A 20546-nucleotide genomic window follows, 5' to 3' on the forward strand; every position below is an offset into this window, starting at 1 on the left:
AATATAAATATTATGTAATCTTTTTAAAACGTTCAAAAGCCTTTAAAATTTCTGTTTTAGCAGCGTTACTGCTTTCCCAGTTTTTTATTTTAACCCATTTTCCAGAGTCTAAATCTTTATAATTTTTGAAAAAATGATTTATTTGATTACGTAGTAAATTTGGGAGATCATTTATATCTTGTATTAATGAATACTGCTCCGATATTTTGTCGTGAGGTACTGCAATTATTTTAGCATCATTGCCAGATTCATCAACCATGTTGAGCATACCTATAGGGCGGCAATGTATTACGCAACCCGATTGTAAAGGATATGGAGTAGAGACTAACACATCCATTGGATCACCATCCAACGATAAAGTCTGATTGATATAACCGTAATTACAAGGGTAAAACGTAGGTGTTAATAAAAAACGATCAACAAATAGCATTCCTGTTTTTTTATCAATTTCATATTTAATTGGATCAGAGTTAGCTGGAATTTCAATAATAACGTATATATCTTCTGGAATATTTCTTCCAGCCGGAACTTGATTTAAATACATGTACGGTTACCTTATACCTGCAAGTGATTAATTCTGATACATAACAATATGTATTGTTGTTATGTATGTTTTCTGTTTAACATGTTTACAAATAATTATATTATTTTACTTATCGTAATTATAACAATATAATTATACGTTATTAAAATACAGTATTCCATATTATTTGTAGAGAATAATTATAATTTAATATCCTTTATATATCTAATTTTTAAATATTAATTATGTTTGTTATTCTAAAAAATAATAACTAATGAATCCTTTGAATTATATAAGTAGCTAAACTTGCTAGTGCTTTTCGGTAAGGAGAAATAGGTAAAATATTAAGACAAGAAATAGCTTTTTTAATTTCTGTTTCAGCACATTTTCGAGTGTACTCTAATGATCCATATTGATGCATGGTATCTAGAATGATACCTAATAAATGACGATTATTACCTTGTTTAATGGCATGACATATAAGCGATGCTTGTTTTGGGGTGCTATGATGAATAGCATGTAGTAAAGGAAGAGTAAGTTTTCCTTCATTTAAATCATTTCCAATATTTTTTCCAAATATTGTTTCTGGAGCAGAATAATCTAATAAATCATCAATTAATTGAAAAGCGATACCTACATATCGTCCGTAATTACGTAATGCTTTTTCTTGATAAATATCAGCATTAGCTAAAATGGCAGATGCTTGAGAAGCCACTTCAAATAAACGAGCAGTTTTACTATAAATAATTTTCATATAACTATCTATAGTGATAGTTGGATCATTGCAATTTGTTAATTGTAATATTTCTCCTTTTGCAATTATATTAACGGCATCTGCCATCAATGATAATATTCGTAAGGATTCTAATTCTGTCATCATTTGAAAAGCTCGTGTATATATAAAATCACCTACTAATACACTAGCAGCATTTCCAAAAATCATATTAGTAGTTATTTTACCGCGTCTCATATGTGATTTATCTACTACATCATCATGTAATAAAGTGGCAGTATGAATAAATTCTATTAATGTAGCAATAATGACATGTTGTGTTTTTTTATAACGTAACGCTCTTGCAGTTAACAAGGTAATCATTGGTCGAATTCGTTTTCCTCCACTATTAATAATATATTGAACAAGTTCGTTGATTAAAGTAATTTCAGATGCTAATCGAGCGCGAATTTCTGTATTCACATCTATCATATCTTGTTTAGTTAATTTGACGATTTGAGTAATATTCATTGATATTGTTGTAATTATTAAATGTCAGGTAATATGTACGTATTATATATATGAAGTGATATGTATCATATATAGTGATTCCATAAGTAATACATGTGGTAATTTTCATTATTATTATTATTAATAACAATATTTACTATTATGGTTGAGAAACATTCTTTTTTAATGTATAAGACATACATAGAAATAATATCAGATTATAAACAAGAGATGGATCATTATTTATGTATGCAGTTTTTCAAATTGGTAGTAAACAGTATCGTGTTACTGAAGGTCAAATAATTAATGTAGAAAAGATTGGTGTCAATGTTGGTAATCAAGTTGAATTTAATCAAATATTGCTTCTTAAATGTAATGATTGCCTTCAAATAGGATATCCTTTCATAAAAGAGGGAAAAGTGATAGCGGAAATTGTAGAACAAAATGTCAATCGAAAGATAGAGATTATTAAATTTCGTCGTCGTAAACATTTTCGTAAATTTCAAGGACATCGTCAGTGTTTTACAAAAATAAAAATAAAAAGCATAAATAGTTATAATTTAAATAATTAAGAGATAAGGAATAAAAATGGCACATAAAAAAGCCGGGGGTTCTACTCGTAATGGTCGAGATTCACATAGTAAACGTTTAGGAATTAAATGTTTTGGAGGAGAGTTTGTGTCTTCAGGTGCTATTATTGTACGTCAACGCGGTAATACATTTCATCCAGGCAACCATGTAGGCTGTGGAAGAGACTATACTCTTTTTGCTTTAAAATCTGGGAAAGTTTTATTTGAAAAAAAGGGAGTGTCTCGTCGTAGGTTTATTAGTATTATTGCTAACAAATAAAATAAGTGTGATTTTATAGTAATGTTATTTAATATCAAATTGTTGTGATTTGATATCAAATAAATTGGTTAAGACGGAGTTTAATTATATTTTATAGTTAAAAAAGTAGCAGTTGTATTAGTGTTGATGTCTCTGTAATACATGCTTTTAGATCGGTTAAAAATAATCCTAAATATGGATATAAATTTTTTATAGAAAAATAATAACTCATCATAGCGTGTAGATATGGTGAATATAAAATCTGTGACGTGAATAATTTATAATTTATAAGATTAATTAAATATATATTTACATAAATATTTGATTTAGTTGTGCATATACTATTGATTATATTTTATTAGGATTGTAATAATTTTTGTTATTTTTAGATAGTCTATAGTAATAATTTTATTAAATTATAAAAATGATGAATTTACGTCATATAAAATGGAAAAATACTAGAAATATGATTTAATAATATGAAATAAAATTAATTATTTCATAAATTTATTGAATGAGAGGTATATCTACATGCTTCCTAAAATTTAGTCGATGTATATAGAGGTGTATTATGAGATTTATTGATATGACTGATATTACAGTTGTTGCTGGAAATGGAGGGCATGGTTGTGTTAGTTTTCAAAAAACAAGAAAGGGCAGTTCTTTTTTAAAAAAACCTAATGGTAGTAATGGAGGAGACGGAGGTAATGTTTGGTTATTAGCAGATCCTAATGTAAACACTTTAAATTATTTTCATTTTCATCATATTTTTAGAGCTGGGCATGGACAATGTGGACGTAGCCGGGGTTGTACTGGAAAAAAGGGTAAGGATATTTTTGTAAAAGTTCCGTATGGAACTAGAGTGAGTGACAAAAAAACAAATGAATTATTAGGGGAAATAGACAGTCATAAAAAATGGTTAATGGTAGCTAAAGGAGGGCGCCATGGTTTTGGGAATGGACATTTTAAATATGCTCCACGACACAAAAAACTTTGTAGTACACATGGGGGGGCAGGAGAGTTTCAGCACTTGAATTTAGAATTACTTCTGATAGCGGACGTCGGAATACTTGGACTGCCTAATTCTGGAAAATCCAGTTTTATTCGTGTAATATCGTCAGCGAAACCAAAGGTAGCAGATTATCCATTTACTACATTAGTACCATATTTAGGTGTAGTACAGATTAATGATTATGATAGATTTGTTATTGCAGATATTCCTGGTATTATTAAAGGCGCTTCTAATGGCTCAGGATTGGGAATGAGGTTTTTAAAGCATCTAGAACATTGTCAAATATTATTGCATTTTATTGATATTGCACCTTTGGATAATTCTGATCCGTTAGAAAATATTATTACTATTAGACATGAATTAAATAACTATAGTAAAAAATTGACTTACAAACCTTGTTGGTTAATATTTAATAAAATAGATTTATTAGAGAGATATGTAGTAGAAAAAAAGATTGAGTATATCATTAGTTCTTTACAGTGGAAAGGCCGTTATTATTCTATATCTTCGACACATAATACGAATATATCATTGCTGTGTGACAGCATTATGAAGTTTATTATTTATCATGGCCAAAATTAAGAATAAATTCTTATAATATATATGTAAGAGAACGTAGCAAAGTGGTTAGATTAATGTGATTTTATTTATATTTTAAAATAATAAACTGAATATGCTATTGGATTTAAAATTTTTATACCATGGTATTTTTTGTTTTGTTTATATGATGTTTCGTTATAGAGAGTGATGTTCTTGATAAGATTAAATATCTGTGTTAGAGAATACATTTTAATTAAATTATGTTATCTGATTATAATGTAAACATTGTATACAGATAAGAATTTATTTTTTTTAAACATATATAATATGATGAAGGTAAGCCATGAAGTATGTACCAATGACTTTACGTGGAGCTGAAAGATTGAGAAAAGAATTGGATTACTTAAAGAATATTCGTCGTCCAGAAATTATAAAAAATATTTCCGAAGCACGCGAGCATGGTGATTTAAAAGAAAATGCTGAATATAATGCTGCTCGTGAGCAACAGGGTTTTTGTGAAGGACGCATTCAAGAAATAGAGTCTAAGCTTTCTCATGCGCATATTATAGATGTCACAAAATTAATTACTAACAATAGGATAGTTTTTGGAGCTACAGTTAATATTGAAAATTTAGATACAGCACATAGACGAACATATAGTATTGTAGGAGATGATGAGGCAAACCTCAAAGAAAACACGGTTTCTATTAATTCTCCTATTGCTAGAGGTTTAATCGGCCATAAAGCAGGAGATGTTATCGAGATTGACACTCCAACAGGAAAAATAAGATATAAAATAATTCAGATTAAATATTATTGAAATCATATGCTGTAAAAATTATATTTTCTGAAAAAATTTTAAAAAATAGCAATTTTGTAATTAAAAAGTTTAAGTTTTATTTATTATACAATTTATATTAAATTAAATTGTAGTGAAAGTATATGATGTAGTGATTTTGTTATTAAGGTTTTATGTTTTTAGTTGTTGTATGTTTTAGGGTATTTATTAATTTGTATTTCAGATGTATTTTGATCTGTATATTTTTTGTAATACTTAGAGTGATATTTAGATTATATACTAAAGAATTAATTAATTTTTATATAAAAATTTTAATTTTTTATTTAAATAAGATTAAAAATACTAGTTACCTTTATTTTATCAACGTTGTTTATGCAAAAATATTCAAGAAATAAACCTGATATGATAAATAAAAAATGTTCTGTACCTTCTTCAAGGTGGTTGCAAAAATATTGTAAAGACCAATATGTGATAGAAGCACGAAAACTGAAACTGCGATCACGGGCTTGGTTTAAATTAGATGCAATAAATCATATGGATATGTTAATTGCTTCTGGAATGACAGTAATAGATTTAGGATCAGCGCCTGGTGGATGGGCGATGTATGTAAAAAATAGAATAGGTAATACAGGACGCGTTATAGCATGTGATATATTACCTATGCGTAGGATTTCTGGAGTAGATTTTTTACAGGGAGATTGCTCCGATCCTAATGTTTTTAAAACACTGCGTACATGGATAGGACAACAAAAGGTTCATGTTGTTTTATCTGATATGTCTCCTAATATAACCGGCATATCAATAATTGATGTTAATCAATCTATATATCTTGGAAATGTAGCCTTAAATATATGTCGTGATATCTTAATGTATGGGGGAAATTTTCTAGTAAAAATTTTTCAGGGAAAGGGGTGGGATCAATACATGTGTGATGTACATTCTTTATTTAACCTAGTAAAAATCCGTAAACCAGATGCTTCTAGGTCTCATTCTCGTGAAGTCTATATTGTAGCTAAAAAACGTAAATATAATTGACATGTTATATAACATGTCAAAATTATTCAAATTTTGCTGTAATGCAATGTGTGCGAGGTTAATCTTTTGAGTGATATGGCTAAAAACCTAGGTCTCTGGTTGGTTATTGCAGTAGTTTTTATGTCTTTGTTCCAGAGTTTCGGGCCTAGCGACTCAGGTAGTCGTAAATTGGATTATTCTACTTTTATGTATGATTTAAACCAAGATCAAGTTAAAGAAGCTCGTATTAACGGTCGTGAAATTGTTGTTATAAAAAAGGATAGTAATCGTTATACTACTTATATCCCAGTAAATGATCCAAAATTACTTGATATTCTTTTAACTAAAAAAGTAAAAGTTGTTGGAGAGCCTCCAGAAGAACCTAGTTTAATTACATCTATTTTTATTTCTTGGTTTCCAATGCTATTATTAATTGGGGTATGGGTTTTCTTTATGCGTCAAATGCAAGGAGGCGGAAAAGGTGCAATGTCTTTTGGAAAAAGTAAAGCGCGTATGTTAACTGAGGATCAAATTAAAACTACTTTTGCGGATGTAGCAGGATGTGACGAGGCAAAAGAAGAAGTAAAAGAATTAGTAGATTATTTACGTGAGCCTAGTAGATTTCAAAAATTAGGCGGAAAAATTCCAAAAGGAGTATTAATGGTAGGACCTCCTGGTACTGGGAAAACGCTTTTGGCAAAAGCAATTGCTGGAGAAGCAAAAGTTCCATTTTTTACTATTTCAGGTTCTGATTTTGTAGAAATGTTTGTTGGTGTTGGAGCATCTCGTGTGCGAGACATGTTTGAACAAGCTAAAAAAGCCGCGCCATGCATTATCTTTATTGATGAAATTGATGCAGTTGGTCGTCAAAGAGGCGCAGGACTGGGAGGAGGACATGATGAACGAGAACAAACTTTAAATCAGATGTTAGTAGAGATGGATGGATTTGAAGGAAATGAAGGAATTATTGTTATAGCCGCTACTAATCGTCCAGATGTATTAGACCCAGCCTTGTTGAGGCCAGGTCGATTTGATCGTCAAGTAGTTGTGGGATTACCAGACATTAGAGGTAGAGAACAAATATTAAAAGTACACATTAGTCACGTGCCATTATCATCAGACGTAGACATATTAGTAATTGCTAGGGGAACACCGGGATTTTCAGGGGCTGATTTAGCTAATCTTGTGAATGAAGCAGCTTTATTTGCAGCTCGTGAAAATAAGAATATGGTATCAATGATAGAATTTGAAAAAGCTAAAGACAAGATTGTAATGGGAGCTGAACGTCGTTCTATGGTAATGACAGAGGCGCAAAAAGAATCTACAGCTTACCATGAAGCTGGCCATGCTATAATTGGTAGATTAGTTCCAGAGCATGATCCAGTACATAAAGTCACTATAATTCCTAGGGGGCGTGCTTTAGGTGTAACATTTTTTTTACCAGAAGGTGATGCAATTAGTACAAGTCGACAAAAATTAGAGAGTCAAATTTCTACGCTATATGGAGGTAGACTTGCAGAAGAAATAATTTATGGTCCAAATAAGGTATCTACTGGCGCATCTAATGATATAAAGGTCGCCACTTCTATTGCTCGGAATATGGTAACTCAATGGGGATTTTCTGAAAAACTTGGTCCGTTATTATATGCAGAGGAAGAAGGAGAAATCTTTCTTGGACGCTCAGTAGCTAAAGAAAAACATATGTCTGACGAAACTGCTCGTATTATTGATCAAGAAATTAAATTTTTGATTGAAAAAAATTATGTTCGTGCTCACAATCTTTTAATAGAAAATATAGACATCCTTCATTCTATGAAGGATGCATTAATAAAATATGAAACAATCAATGCGTCTCAGATAAACGATTTGATGAATCGAAAATCAATTGAGCCTCCATCTGGATGGGAACATAGTTCATTTGATACAAGTAACGATAAGAATACTTCTTCTTGTATTTCTTCAGTAATAGAACCAAAATCAGTAAACAGAGAATCTTATAAGGATAATCCTGATACTGCGTCGCAATAATATTGTGATAATTTACATAAAAAAAATAAAAATTAATATTCGTTATTTTTATCAAAAAATATTTTTTATTTTATAGAAACAAAATAATATATAGATTAAATTAAAACAATATATTAGAGATGTATGTGAATTTATGAATTCAGTTATAAATAAATATAATTTAAATCTTTCTGAAGTTCAAATTATGGGTATTTTGAATGTTGCTCCTGATTCTTTTTTTGATGGAGGAAATTATTGTACTCTTTCTAAAGCTATTGACCATACATTTCATATGATTTCTGATGGCGCTACTTTGATTGATGTGGGAGGAGAATCAACACGACCTGGAGCTGATATGATCAGTGATGAAGAAGAAGCAGAACGTGTTATACCTGTAGTACGTGCTATAGCGCAACGTTTTGATATTTGTATTTCGATAAATACATCATCAGCATTAATAATACGTGAAAGCGGGGATATTGGCGCTCATTTAATCAATGATGTACGTTCTCTCACCACTAAAGGATCTATGCAAGCTGCAGTATATTGTAAGCTACCGGTATGTTTAATGCATATGCAAGGAAAGCCTAAGACAATGCAAACTTCTCCAATGTATTTTAATATCGTAGCTGAAGTAAATGAATATTTTTCTAAACAAATATCTCGTTTTGAATCAGCTGGTATTACTAAAGATAAAATATTACTTGATCCTGGGTTTGGTTTTGGAAAGAATTTAGCACATAATTATCAGCTTTTAGCTAATTTGAAATATTTTCATCATTTTGGTTTACCTTTATTAGTTGGAATATCACGCAAATCGATGCTTAGTCTTAGTAACAATCAATGCAATCCTAAAAACAGATTAATAGGCAGTATTACCTGTGCGGTAATTTCAGCCATACAAGGCGCACGAATTATTCGTGTACATGATGTCAAGGAGACGGCAGAAGCATTACAAGTAGTTCAAGCTATGTTTCGACATGAAAAAAAATAAGGAAGCCTCTAATATGAATCGCCTCATATACTTCGGTACTGATGGTATTAGAGGTAGAGTTGGGAGCGCTCCAATCACTCCAGATTTTGTTTTAAAGCTTGGTTGGGCTGCAGGCAAGGTATTGAGTCGTTATAGTAAAGGACGATCTAATCAAATTATTATCGGAAAAGATACTCGTATTTCTGGGTATATGTTAGAATCGGCATTAGAATCAGGGTTAGCTGCCGCTGGTTTGTCTGCGGCATTAACTGGTCCTATGCCTACTCCAGCAATTGCATATTTAACTCGCGCTTTTAGAGCTGAAGCTGGTATTGTAATTTCTGCTTCGCACAATCCTTTTTATGATAATGGTATTAAGTTTTTTTCTGTTAAGGGCACCAAATTGGATAGCGAAGTAGAACATGCTATAGAGACAGAATTAAATAAATGTTTAACATGCGTTGATCCAAAAGAATTAGGAAAAGCTAGTCGTATTGTTGACGCAGCTGGTCGTTATATAGAATTTTGTAAAGGAACTTTTCCAACCCATCTTAGTTTGAGAAAATTAAAAATAGTTGTAGATTGCGCTAATGGAGCTACTTACCAAATAGCTCCGAGTGTATTTCGTGAGTTAGGAGCTAAGGTGGTTACTATTGCATGTCATCCAAATGGAGTAAATATTAATAAGGAATGCGGTGCTACAAATATTCGGCAACTACGTGCTCAGGTATTGGCAAAAAAGGCAGATTTAGGTATTGCTTATGATGGAGATGGCGATAGAGTAATTATGGTTGATCATTTTGGAAATAAAGTAGATGGCGATCAAATGTTATATATTATCGCTCGAGAAAAATTGTATCGTAATAAGCAACTAACAGGAGGTATAGTAGGTACTCTTATGAGCAATATGGGACTTGTATCAGCATTAAAACAGTTAAATATTCCTTTTATACGTGCTGGGATCGGCGATCGCTGTGTGCTTGCAATGTTAAAAAAAAAAGGTTGGCATATTGGAGGTGAGAATTCAGGACATATTGTACTCTTAGATAAAACCACTACAGGGGATGGTATTATTGTTGCTCTCCAAATATTGTCTGCTATGGTGAATAATTGCGTAAGTTTATATGAATTATGCAATGACATATGTTTATTACCCCAAATTTTAGTTAATGTATATTATTCTGGTACTGATAGTCCTTTAGATTCCGATTCAGTTAAAAAAGAAGCTAAAGCAGTAGCAGAGGAATTATCTGAACAAGGACGTGTGTTATTACGTAAGTCCGGTACTGAACCATATATTCGTATTATGGTGGAAGGAAAACGTTATGATAAAATATTGTATTTAGCAAATAGAATAGCTTCTGCAATAAGATCACAAATGAAATAAATATGATAGTAGTTAAATTTAACATTTGTTATGTATCATATACCGTTAACTTTAGTAAATTATTTAACTTATACTTGTATGAAGAAAATTTATATAAGTATAAAATTAAGTATATAACTATTATTTAATTATGATAATTTATGTTGATGTTAAGGATATTATAATGTCATGTATCAAACTTTTTTAGTTATATTTGTAATAATAGCAATGGCTTTAATTGCATTGATTATGTTTCAACAAAATAAAGGTAACGATTCTGGGGGAATGTTTAGTAATCGATCTTTAAATGATATGTTAGGTTCGGGAGGATTTAATGATGGAATAACTCGTTTAATAGTAATTTTAGCTATATTGTTTTTTGTACTTAGTTTGTTATTAGGAAATATGAATAGCAAACAAAATCAAAAATATATTCAAAATAGTGTACAAAATAGTCAATTCTAATATTGAATTAAATTTAATTAAATATTTTTTGTGAAAAACACAATATATAAAAATATGTCAAATAAATATATTTGTTCATGTACGATAAAACAATATATACGTAGACATGTGTAATTAGTAATCAATGTAAATAATAATAATATTTAATATATTATTTTGATGATATTTGCATCAATACCGAGGTGGTGGAACAGGCAGACACGCTACTTTGAGGTGGTAGTTTCTCTTTTTTGAGATTACGGGTTCGAATCCCGTCCTCGGTATTGCTTTATGATATAAATAATTTGATTTTTTAGAGTTATATAGTGTATAATCTCATCGTTTTAGTATTGACGCGGGGTGGAGCAGTGTGGTAGCTCGTCGGGCTCATAACCCGAAGGTCGTTGGTTCAAATCCGACCCCCGCAACCCTATTAAATACAGTACATGCTCCAACAAGTATCATATTATAAAATAAAAAATAATAAAAATTATTGTTTGTGTTTTTATTTAAAAGCCATCAATTATTTAATTGGTTTGTCAGTAAATCATTTAATATCTTAGAGAGTCTTGATGGATTTATTCTGATACTAATGTATTATAGTATCGGGCAGGTAGATTGTTAATTATTTTAATATGAAAGTTTATCAAGATTCATTAGTTTCATAATATCAAATAGAATTCTGTTATATGTGCTATGAGGTTGTCTGATATGCGTAGGATGCTGAATTAGCGCTTGTCTGGTTAATCATGATTTTTTATAATTTAAACCGATAATCATATGGTAATTTTGTGTTTTAAATAAAAATGACTAAAAGATTTTGATATTTAAAAAATTTACTTAAATTAAGTAATATTTAGTAGTTATTAAGAATAGATTTTTGAGATAATTAAAATGAATAAAGAGATTTTAGCTGTAGTAGAAGCAGTTTCTAATGAAAAAGCTGTACCTCAGGAAAAAATTTTCGAAGCGTTAGAGATTGCATTGGCCGCTGCTACAAGAAAAAAATATGAACAAGATATTGAAGTGCGTGTTGTAATTGATCGTAAATCAGGTCAGATAAACACGTTTAGGAGATGGGTTGTAGTAGAACAAGTTACTCAACCTACTAGAGAAATTACGTTAGATGCTGCTCGGTTTGAAAATCCAAAAATTAAAATTTATGATTATATTGAAGATGTTATTGAATCTGTTAGTTTTGATCGTATTACAACACAAACTGCAAAACAGGTTATTGTCCAAAAAGTACGTGAAGCTGAACGAGCAATTATTATAGAACAATTTTTAAGTCGCCAAGGTGACATTGTGACAGGCATAGTAAAAAAAATTAATAGGGATAGTATTAATATAGATTTGGGAAATAATGCTGAAGGAATTATTAATAAGGAAGAGATGCTGCCGCGTGAAAATTTTAGATTAGGAGATAGAATTCGTGGGATTTTGTACTTAGTACGACCAGATTTTAAAGGCCCTCAATTGTTTATAAGTAGAACTAGAACTGAAATGCTGATTGAATTATTTCGTATTGAAGTACCTGAAATTGGAGAAGAATTAATTACAATTAAGACTGCTGCCCGAGATCCTGGTTCACGAGCAAAAATTGCTGTCAAAACAAATGATAAACGTATTGATCCAATAGGTGCTTGTGTGGGTATGCGAGGAGCACGTGTTCAGGCTATTTCTAGTGAATTAGGAGGGGAACGAGTAGATGTTGTATTATGGGATGATAATCCCGTACAGTTTGTGATTAATGCTATGTCTCCTGCTGATGTCGCATCCATTGTTATAGACGAAGATAAGCATACAATGGATATTTCAGTAGAAGAATCTAATTTAGCTCAAGCTATTGGACGAAATGGACAAAATATTCGTTTAGTATCTCAATTAAGTGGCTGGGAATTAAATATTATGACTGTAGACGAATTAGAAAAAAAGCGTCAGGTTGAAATATCTGCTGTCACCAATATTTTCGTGAACACCTTAAATATTAGTGAAGAATCTGCTAAAATTTTAATTGATTCAGGATTTTCTTCACTTGAAGAATTAGCGTATGTACCTATAACAGAACTGTTATCGATAAAAAAAATTGATACTAAAACAGTGGAAGCAATTAGGAATCGTGCAAAAAATGCTTTAAAAAACTTTTCTATTACACATAATCAAGACGTTAAAGACAATAATCATACTGCCGTTATTAATCCTATTATAGAGTTGTTGAGATTGTCCAATATTGAATATGAATTGGCATTGAAATTAATTGAACGTGGTATTTCTACATTAGAAGATTTAGCCGAACAAGATATATCAATTTTATCTGACATCGAAGGAGTAACCAAAGAAAAAGTTGGAGAATTAATTATGGAAGCTCGCAATATTTGTTGGTTTAATAATGATAATAAATATTAATTATTTAATGTAATAATTAAGGAACACCATGATAGATAGCACTATACAATCATTTGCTATGGAAATGAAGACGTCGGTAGATCAATTAATACAATGGTTTTCATATTTCGGCATTATTAAAACAGAAAAGGATATTATAACTCAAATAGAAAAAGAAATTTTGTTTAAACATATGAATGATAATAAAAAAGGCTTATCCAATAAATTAACGTTGAAACGAAAAACACGTAGCACTTTGAGTGTATCCGGTATCGGTGGTAAAAGTAAACAAGTACACATAGAGATACGAAAGAAACTTACATATATACAATATACTACTTTACAAGAACCAGAGTGTATTGACTTAAAAAATAAAATGGTATCTAATGTTAATCATGAATTGGCTAATTCAACTAAAGAAAATAAATTAGTAAATAAAAAAGTAGATGACACCATAAATCCGTTTTTTTTAACTCAAAATTCTAAAAAAAATCATCATTATTCTGAATCAATAAGATGTAAAGAAAAAGTGTCAGGAAAAGTATATCCTCGTAAAGTTGAAGGTAAATATTTACAAGAAAAAAATGAAACACAGTTAATTAAAAAAAGATCTGAAGATAATTGGAATATTGAAAATGCAAAAACAATTCCTTCTAATTTAGAAAATAATAATAACGGTAGTAAATTATATTGTATGCCTTCATTAATAGAAAAAAATAACAATCAAAAATTAGAAAACGAACGACGTAATCGCTCTCGTACGCGTACGCGGAATCGAAGTGGAGGAAAATTAACCAAACAGCAGCAAACCAAAAGAAGCAATAATCATCGTCTATATGCAATTATGCCTGATGAATTTAGTAAAGAAGAAGAATTATATGTTTCAAATCGAATAGGTAAAAGTAAGCGCAAACAAAGTGCATTGCTACAGGGTTTCAATAAACCTGTTCAAGTAATTAATCGTGATATTATTATTGGAGAAACTATAAGTGTAGCTGAGTTAGCTAATAAAATGTCAACGAAGAGCTCGTGTGTTATTAAAGCGATGATGCAATTGGGGATCATGGCAACTATTAACCAAATTCTTGATCAAGAAACAGCTCAATTAGTAGCGGAAGAGATGGGGCATAAAGTCATTTTACGCCATGACAACGAACTAGAAGAATTAATTATGAATGATCGTATTAATAGTTGTACTATGATCGAAAATCGCGCACCGATAGTTACTGTTATGGGCCATGTAGATCATGGTAAAACTTCCCTTCTTGATTATATTCGTTCGACTAAGATAGCGTCTTCTGAAATAGGAGGTATTACTCAGAGTATAGGCGCATATAATGTAAGTACTGATAATGGAATAATTACTTTTCTAGATACTCCTGGACATGCGGCATTTACAGCTATGCGTGCTCGTGGAGTTCAGTTAACGGATATTGTAGTTTTAGTAGTAGCTGCTGATGATGGAGTTATGCCTCAAACTATTGAAGCAATACAGCATATTCAAGCTGCTAATGTTCCTGTGGTAGTAGCAATAAATAAAATTGATAAGTTAGAAGCAAATCCTGAACGAATAAAAAATGATCTAAATAATCATGGTCTTATCCCGGAAGATTGGGGTGGTGATACGCAGTTTATAAATGTTTCTGCTATTTCAGGCGATGGAATAAATAATTTATTAGATGCTATTTTATTACAGTCAGAAATATTAGAATTAAAAGCAATGCGCCACGGTATGGCAATTGCTACGGTTCTTGAGTCTTTTTTAGATAAAGGACGTGGGCCTGTAGTTTCTGTTTTAGTTCGTGAAGGTACACTAAAATGTGGTGATATAATTTTATGTGGAACAGAGTATGGACGTGTTCGTGCTATGCGAAATGAATTTGGTCACGATATTACTTCGGCAGGACCATCAATCCCGGTTGAATTATTGGGTTTGTCAGGGATACCTGATTCTGGAGAAATGGTCATTGTGGTGCGGGATGAAAAAAAAGCACGAGAAGTGGCGTTATATCGTCAAGGAAAATTTCGAGAAATGAAATTAGCTCGCCAAAAAGAACCTAATATAGCAAATATCTTTGCTAATATTAAGAATACTACCAGTGGTGCTATTTCTGAATTAAATTTAATTATCAAATCTGATACACAAGGTTCTTCTGAGGCTATTCGTGAATCTGTAGAAAGTTTATCAACTAGTAATATAATAGTAAAGATTTTGTCTTCGTCTATTGGCGGTATTACTGAAACTGATATCGCATTAGCGGTAGCTTATAATGCAATTATTTTAGGGTTTAATGTTAGAGCAGATCTTTCTGCAAGACGCATAATTGAGTTAGACCAAATAGATGTGCGTTATTATTCAGTAATTTATGATTTAATAAATGAAGTAAAACAAATGATGCACGGTATGCTAGTGCCGCGATATAAACATGAAAGTATTGGTTTAGCAAAGGTACGGAGTGTGTTTCATTCTCCAAAACATGGAAATATCGCCGGTTGTATAGTTGTTGAAGGAATGATAAAATGCCATAAAAAGATTAGGATCATACGAAATAATATAGTTACTTATGAAGGTGAATTAGAGTCGTTGCGTCGTTTTAAAGATGATGTTCATGAAGTACGAAGTGGGGTGGAGTGTGGTATTAGTATAAAAAATTATAATGATATTCATTCTGGAGATATGATTGAAGTATTTGATACCATAAAGATGCCTCATGTATAACCTTAAATAAGACATAGTTGATTATTTATACCTTTATTTTATTAAGGACGGGTGTGTTTGGATTTTAACGTTAAGCGCAATTCTTCTATAAAAGGTAAGAAGGAATGTACATTCAGCATCAAAATAACTACTATCGCACTCAGCGTGTTTCTCAAGAAATACACAAAAATGTTTCTGTTATTTTACAGCATAAAATCAATGATATCCGTATAGGTAAACCTACCGTTTCAGGAGTTCAAGTATCTAAAGATTTAAAAAACGCTAATATTTTCGTTACTTTTATTGATAAAGACAGTCCAGAAGAAATAAATTCTGCTATTGTAATATTACAACGTGCTTCACGTTTCATTCGTTTTTTATTGGCTAATGCTATGTGTTTACGTATCGCTCCTATTTTGTTATTTAAGTATGATTCTTCATTAAGTGAAGGAACAAGGGTGTGTGATTTAATCACTACTGTTACAACAGAGATTAAACATAGAAATTAAGTTAAATATGTTAGAGTTGATTAGTGAAGAGATACAAGAGTAGGTTAATTAGAAATGTTAATGGTGTTCTATTATTAGATAAACCTCAGGGGATATCTTCTAGTTCATTATTAAGAAAAATCAATAAGTTATTTTGCGCAAATAAAATAGGACATGCTGGTACCTTAGACCCTTTGGCTACAGGAATGCTTCTTATTTGTTTTGGAAAGGCAACTAAATTTGTTAAATATCTGTTGAATTATGACAAAAGATATAAAGTAATTGCTAAATTAGGAGAAAGTACTAATACTTTTGATTCAGATGGAGTAATTGTTCGTGTTTCATCTGTACAACTAAATAATAATAAATTAAAACAATGCTTAGAATCTTTTAAAGGAGTACAAAATCAGATTCCTCCTATGTTTTCGTCATTAAAATATCGTGGGTTGCCTTTATATAAATATGCTAGAAAAGGAATAACTATTCCTAGAAAACCTAGGATAGTTCATATATATAATCTAAATCTTCTTAAAAAAACAGAAAATATTATTGAATTAGATGTTAGTTGTTCTAAAGGCACTTACATTCGGAGTATGATAAATGACATTGGGGAGACCTTAGGTTGTGGAGCGCATGTCATAGCATTGCGTCGTTTATCAGTTGGGAAATATATCTCCTCTTCTATGATAAGTATAAACACCCTGGAAACTATTTTTTATAATGATTCTTTTGACGATTTAGAAGCTTTTTGTAAGTTAGATGAATTATTGATACCAATACACTCAATTATGCTTTGAACGCGCTAAGTATAATTAATAAGTATAAGTGAAATTATAGCGCATACGTTATCACTAAATTAAGTTGAAAATGAAATATGTAGAATATATTCTAATTATTTTTATTTTATTAAATAATACGAGTATAAATATTGATTGTATTACTTACTGTGTATAGAAAGCAGATTAGAACAGTAATTCAAACCCGAAATGGTCATGTATGATGCCATATGAAGCATGTTTTGCTATAGATCTAATTTATTATTTTTTAAATAAGATGGGTGGTTAAAATAGAATATTGAATATTAATTAAAGTTTTATTTGACTTCAGTTTAAAATATAACTTATCTTTGGACATAGGTTTATAAAATATAAAGGTGTTTTGCATGTCTTGGAGTGTTAAAAGAAAAATAGAAATAATTTCTACATTTGGTCGCGATCTTAAAGATACTGGCTCTACTGAGGTACAGGTCGCTTTATTAACTGAACGTATTGATTATTTGAAGCATCATTTTTTAAAACATAAAAAAGATCATCATAGTCGTCGTGGATTGCTGAAAATGGTTGCTCATCGACGGAAATTATTGAAATATTTAAAGGAAAATCACGTATTACGTTATGCCAATTTAATAAAAAATTTAGGGTTACGTCATTAGCATAAAATTTATAATTAAATTAACATCATAATGTATTTATATAGCTTATTATTTTAAAGTTAAGAAGTAAAATGAAGAGCGTTCGTTAATAAATCATAGATGATTAATTCAATACATAAAAATTATATTTTAAATATAAAGGATATTGTTTTGTTAAATCCGATTGTTCATAAATTTAAATATGGGAAACATACTGTAATTTTAGACGTTGGAACTGTAGCTCGTCAGGCAAATGCTGCGGTCATGGTGAGTATGAGTGATACTACAGTACTTGTTACTGTAGTTAGTTCTAATCAAGTAAAATTAGAACAAGATTTTTTTCCTCTTGTTGTAAATTATCAAGAACGCACGTATGCCGCCGGAAAATTTCCAGGAGGTTTCTTTCGTAGAGAAGGTCGCCCAAGTGAAAATGAAACGTTAACGTCTCGTTTGATTGATCGCCCTATTCGACCATTATTTCCCAAAGGGTTTATTAACGATGTGCAAGTAGTTGCTACAGTGATGTCAGTAAATCCGCAAGTGGACCCAGATATCGTAGCCATAATAGGAGTTTCTGCTGCATTAAGTTTATCTGATATTCCATTTTTGGGGCCAATTGGAGCGGCTAGAGTTGGTTATATTAAAAATAAATACGTACTAAACCCAACAACGACAGAGTTATCTAATAGTAAATTAGATTTGGTTATTTCAGGTACTGAATCTAACATTTTGATGGTGGATTCAGAATCATGTTTACTAAGTGAAAAAGAAATATTAGATGCTATTATATTTGGACACGAACAACAACAAACAGTGATTTACAATATCAATAAATTAGTCCAAAAATTTGGAAAATCTAAATGTTCTTGGAAAGAAAAAGAAATTAACATGTCCTTAAAAACATATGTATCTGAATTGTATGAGTCTCGCTCTAAAGACATATATTGTTTTTTTGATAAACAGGAGCGTCATGCTAAAGTTGATAGTATTAAAAAAGACATCATAAAGACTGTTCTTAATAATAACTGTGATAGTAATATCGTTGTAGATGAAAAAGAAATAATGTATCTTTTAAATTATTTAGAAACGCAATCAATTCGTTATCGTATTCTAGAAAATAAATTACGTGTGGATGGACGTTCAAAAGATGTAATTCGTGAAATAGATATAAAAACAGGTATACTGCCTCGTACTCATGGATCAGCATTGTTTACTAGAGGCGACACTCAGGCATTAGTAACCGTCACACTTGGTACAGAACGTGATGCACAGAATATTGATGGATTAATCGGAGCACGTATTGATAGATTCTTATTACATTATAATTTTCCGCCATATTGTGTTGGAGAGATCGGTATTATGGGCGCTCCAAAAAGAAGAGAGATTGGCCATGGACGATTAGCAAAGCGTGGAATGTTGGCAGTTATGCCTGATTCTAATGAATTTCCTTATACAATACGTGTAGTGTCAGAAATTACTGAATCCAATGGGTCATCTTCCATGGCATCCATCTGTGGAACATCTTTGGCGTTAATGGATGCCGGGGTACCGATTAAAGAATCAGTTGCTGGCGTTGCTATGGGATTAATTAAAGAAGGCAACGATTTTGTGGTATTATCCGACATTATAAGTGATGAAGATCATATTGGAGACATGGATTTTAAAATATCTGGTAGTCGTCAGGGCATTACGGCATTGCAAATGGATATTAAAATAGATGGAATTACTTATGATATTATAAACATTGCGTTAGAAAAAGCAAAATATGCTAGATTTCAAATACTAGATATTATGGATAAGATTATTAAGGTTCCTAAGAAGGAAATTTCAAAATTTGCACCAAGAATATACAGCATCAAAGTTAATCCGGGTAAAATTAAAGATATTATAGGAAAAGGAGGATCTGTCATTCGTTCATTGACTGAAGAAACTAATACTATTATTGATGTTGAAGATGATGGTACCATAAGAATAGTGTCTTTAGATTATGATAAGGCAAAACAAGCTATTCGCAGAATTAACGATATTACTGCAAATGTTGAAATAGGAGCTATTTATACTGGAAAAGTTACACATATTGTTGAATTTGGCGCATTCGTAACTATTTTATCTGGAAAAGAAGGATTAGTGCATATTTCTCAGATTTCTGAAAAAAGAATAAATAAAGTCACTGATTATTTAAAATTAGGACAAGAAGTATTAGTAAAAGTATTAGAAATAGATCGTCAAGGGAGAATTCGTTTAAGTATGAAGGGAATAAAAGCAGTGTAAATTTCATTGTAGTATAATGAGATTAGTTATTTGGTCATTGTATATATGTAGATATAATAATATTCGGTTTATAGTTAGTTGTTTACATGGATTGATGATTGTTTATTTATCTGAAATATATTGCACTATTATTTATAGTAATTTACTTATATTTTAAATTGTTTAATATAAACAAAGAAATATATAACTTAATAACATGTTTATAAAAACTAAATTTATATTTATTATTAATAAATAGGATTCAAATGAATAAGTACGCAGTGGAGTATTGGTGCGCTACAAAGATAAATATAGACCTTCAAGGAAGTAAATAAAAATTTAAATTCTATTCGGTCATCTACATAAAACAATAATATGTAGATTATTGTTTAATAGTATTTAAGAATCAATATTTTCTATAAAAATGGTGTTTATATTTGGTTAATATAGTTTTCATAAATATTATACAAGTTTTTAATCATAATTTATTAATGTTAATACATATACAGTAACATTATTCTTTGAACGATCTTAATCTATATGTGTATACATTTCTACATTAGGAAATGTTATTTTCTAAAAATTT

General features: G+C 30.6%; 17 protein-coding genes and 2 tRNA genes. 17 read left to right on the forward strand and 2 right to left on the reverse strand.

The features are described 5' to 3' along the window. Positions 1–10: 10 nt before the first annotated feature. Entirely contained in the window at positions 11–544 is a 534-nt protein-coding gene (ppa, locus tag M9408_RS02030; protein ID WP_250257010.1) for an inorganic diphosphatase, read from the reverse strand. A 250-nt stretch (positions 545–794) separates the two neighbouring features. After that, a complete protein-coding gene (gene ispB / locus M9408_RS02035; RefSeq protein ID WP_250257011.1) occupies positions 795–1766 on the reverse strand; it encodes an octaprenyl diphosphate synthase in 972 nt (323 codons plus the stop codon). Between the two features lie 224 nt (positions 1767–1990). Here ispB and rplU point away from each other — a divergent pair, with 224 nt between their 5' ends. The 17 genes from rplU to pnp all read left to right on the forward strand — a co-directional run bounded on the left by rplU (position 1991) and on the right by pnp (position 19981). Next, positions 1991–2317 (forward strand): 50S ribosomal protein L21, encoded by a 327-nt coding sequence (gene rplU / locus M9408_RS02040; RefSeq protein WP_250257012.1) that lies wholly within the window; start codon positions 1991–1993, stop codon positions 2315–2317. A 16-nt stretch (positions 2318–2333) separates the two neighbouring features. After that, positions 2334–2594, forward strand: coding sequence for a 50S ribosomal protein L27 (rpmA, locus tag M9408_RS02045; RefSeq protein ID WP_250236357.1), 261 nt, complete (start codon positions 2334–2336; stop codon positions 2592–2594). Between the two features lie 550 nt (positions 2595–3144). Then, positions 3145–4167, forward strand: coding sequence for an Obg family GTPase CgtA (cgtA, locus tag M9408_RS02050; RefSeq protein ID WP_250257013.1), 1023 nt, complete (start codon positions 3145–3147; stop codon positions 4165–4167). 301 nt (positions 4168–4468) lie between these two features. Next, positions 4469–4945: a transcription elongation factor GreA gene (greA, locus tag M9408_RS02055; protein ID WP_250257014.1), complete on the forward strand. Its 477-nt coding sequence runs from the start codon at positions 4469–4471 to the stop codon at positions 4943–4945. A 381-nt stretch (positions 4946–5326) separates the two neighbouring features. Then, the gene (rlmE, locus tag M9408_RS02060; RefSeq protein ID WP_250257475.1) at positions 5327–5959 is read left to right on the forward strand and encodes a 23S rRNA (uridine(2552)-2'-O)-methyltransferase RlmE; all 633 of its coding nucleotides are present in this window, start codon (positions 5327–5329) and stop codon (positions 5957–5959) included. A 66-nt stretch (positions 5960–6025) separates the two neighbouring features. After that, positions 6026–7966: an ATP-dependent zinc metalloprotease FtsH gene (gene ftsH / locus M9408_RS02065; protein ID WP_250257015.1), complete on the forward strand. Its 1941-nt coding sequence runs from the start codon at positions 6026–6028 to the stop codon at positions 7964–7966. A 133-nt stretch (positions 7967–8099) separates the two neighbouring features. Next, the gene (gene folP, locus M9408_RS02070) at positions 8100–8939 is read left to right on the forward strand and encodes a dihydropteroate synthase (protein WP_250257016.1); all 840 of its coding nucleotides are present in this window, start codon (positions 8100–8102) and stop codon (positions 8937–8939) included. Positions 8940–8952: 13 nt separating this feature from the next. Further along, complete coding sequence (glmM, locus tag M9408_RS02075) at positions 8953–10305, forward strand: phosphoglucosamine mutase (protein WP_250257476.1); 1353 nt, start codon at positions 8953–8955, stop codon at positions 10303–10305. Positions 10306–10473: 168 nt separating this feature from the next. Then, the gene (gene secG / locus M9408_RS02080; protein WP_250236377.1) at positions 10474–10749 is read left to right on the forward strand and encodes a preprotein translocase subunit SecG; all 276 of its coding nucleotides are present in this window, start codon (positions 10474–10476) and stop codon (positions 10747–10749) included. A gap of 176 nt (positions 10750–10925) precedes the next feature. Continuing rightward, positions 10926–11012: transfer RNA gene (locus M9408_RS02085), tRNA-Leu, on the forward strand. Positions 11013–11082: 70 nt separating this feature from the next. Beyond that, a tRNA-Met gene (locus M9408_RS02090) sits at positions 11083–11156 on the forward strand. Positions 11157–11622: 466 nt separating this feature from the next. Then, positions 11623–13134 carry a transcription termination factor NusA gene (nusA, locus tag M9408_RS02095; protein WP_250257017.1) on the forward strand — a complete coding sequence of 504 codons (1512 nt, stop codon included), beginning with the start codon at positions 11623–11625 and terminating at the stop codon, positions 13132–13134. Between the two features lie 28 nt (positions 13135–13162). Then, positions 13163–15832, forward strand: a complete 2670-nt coding sequence (gene infB / locus M9408_RS02100; RefSeq protein ID WP_250257018.1) for a translation initiation factor IF-2 — start codon at positions 13163–13165, stop codon at positions 15830–15832. Positions 15833–15936: 104 nt separating this feature from the next. Then, positions 15937–16320 (forward strand): 30S ribosome-binding factor RbfA, encoded by a 384-nt coding sequence (gene rbfA / locus M9408_RS02105; protein ID WP_250257019.1) that lies wholly within the window; start codon positions 15937–15939, stop codon positions 16318–16320. A 23-nt stretch (positions 16321–16343) separates the two neighbouring features. Further along, on the forward strand, positions 16344–17096 hold the full coding sequence (gene truB, locus M9408_RS02110) for a tRNA pseudouridine(55) synthase TruB (RefSeq protein WP_250257020.1): 753 nt from the start codon (positions 16344–16346) through the stop codon (positions 17094–17096). Positions 17097–17461: 365 nt separating this feature from the next. Further along, positions 17462–17731: a 30S ribosomal protein S15 gene (rpsO, locus tag M9408_RS02115; RefSeq protein ID WP_250248475.1), complete on the forward strand. Its 270-nt coding sequence runs from the start codon at positions 17462–17464 to the stop codon at positions 17729–17731. Positions 17732–17881: 150 nt separating this feature from the next. Continuing rightward, positions 17882–19981 carry a polyribonucleotide nucleotidyltransferase gene (gene pnp, locus M9408_RS02120; protein ID WP_250257021.1) on the forward strand — a complete coding sequence of 700 codons (2100 nt, stop codon included), beginning with the start codon at positions 17882–17884 and terminating at the stop codon, positions 19979–19981. The last annotated feature ends 565 nt before the right edge of the window (positions 19982–20546 follow it).

The organism is Candidatus Blochmannia vicinus (assembly GCF_023586525.1).
GTDB classification, from domain to species: Bacteria; Pseudomonadota; Gammaproteobacteria; order Enterobacterales; family Enterobacteriaceae; genus Blochmanniella; species Blochmanniella vicinus.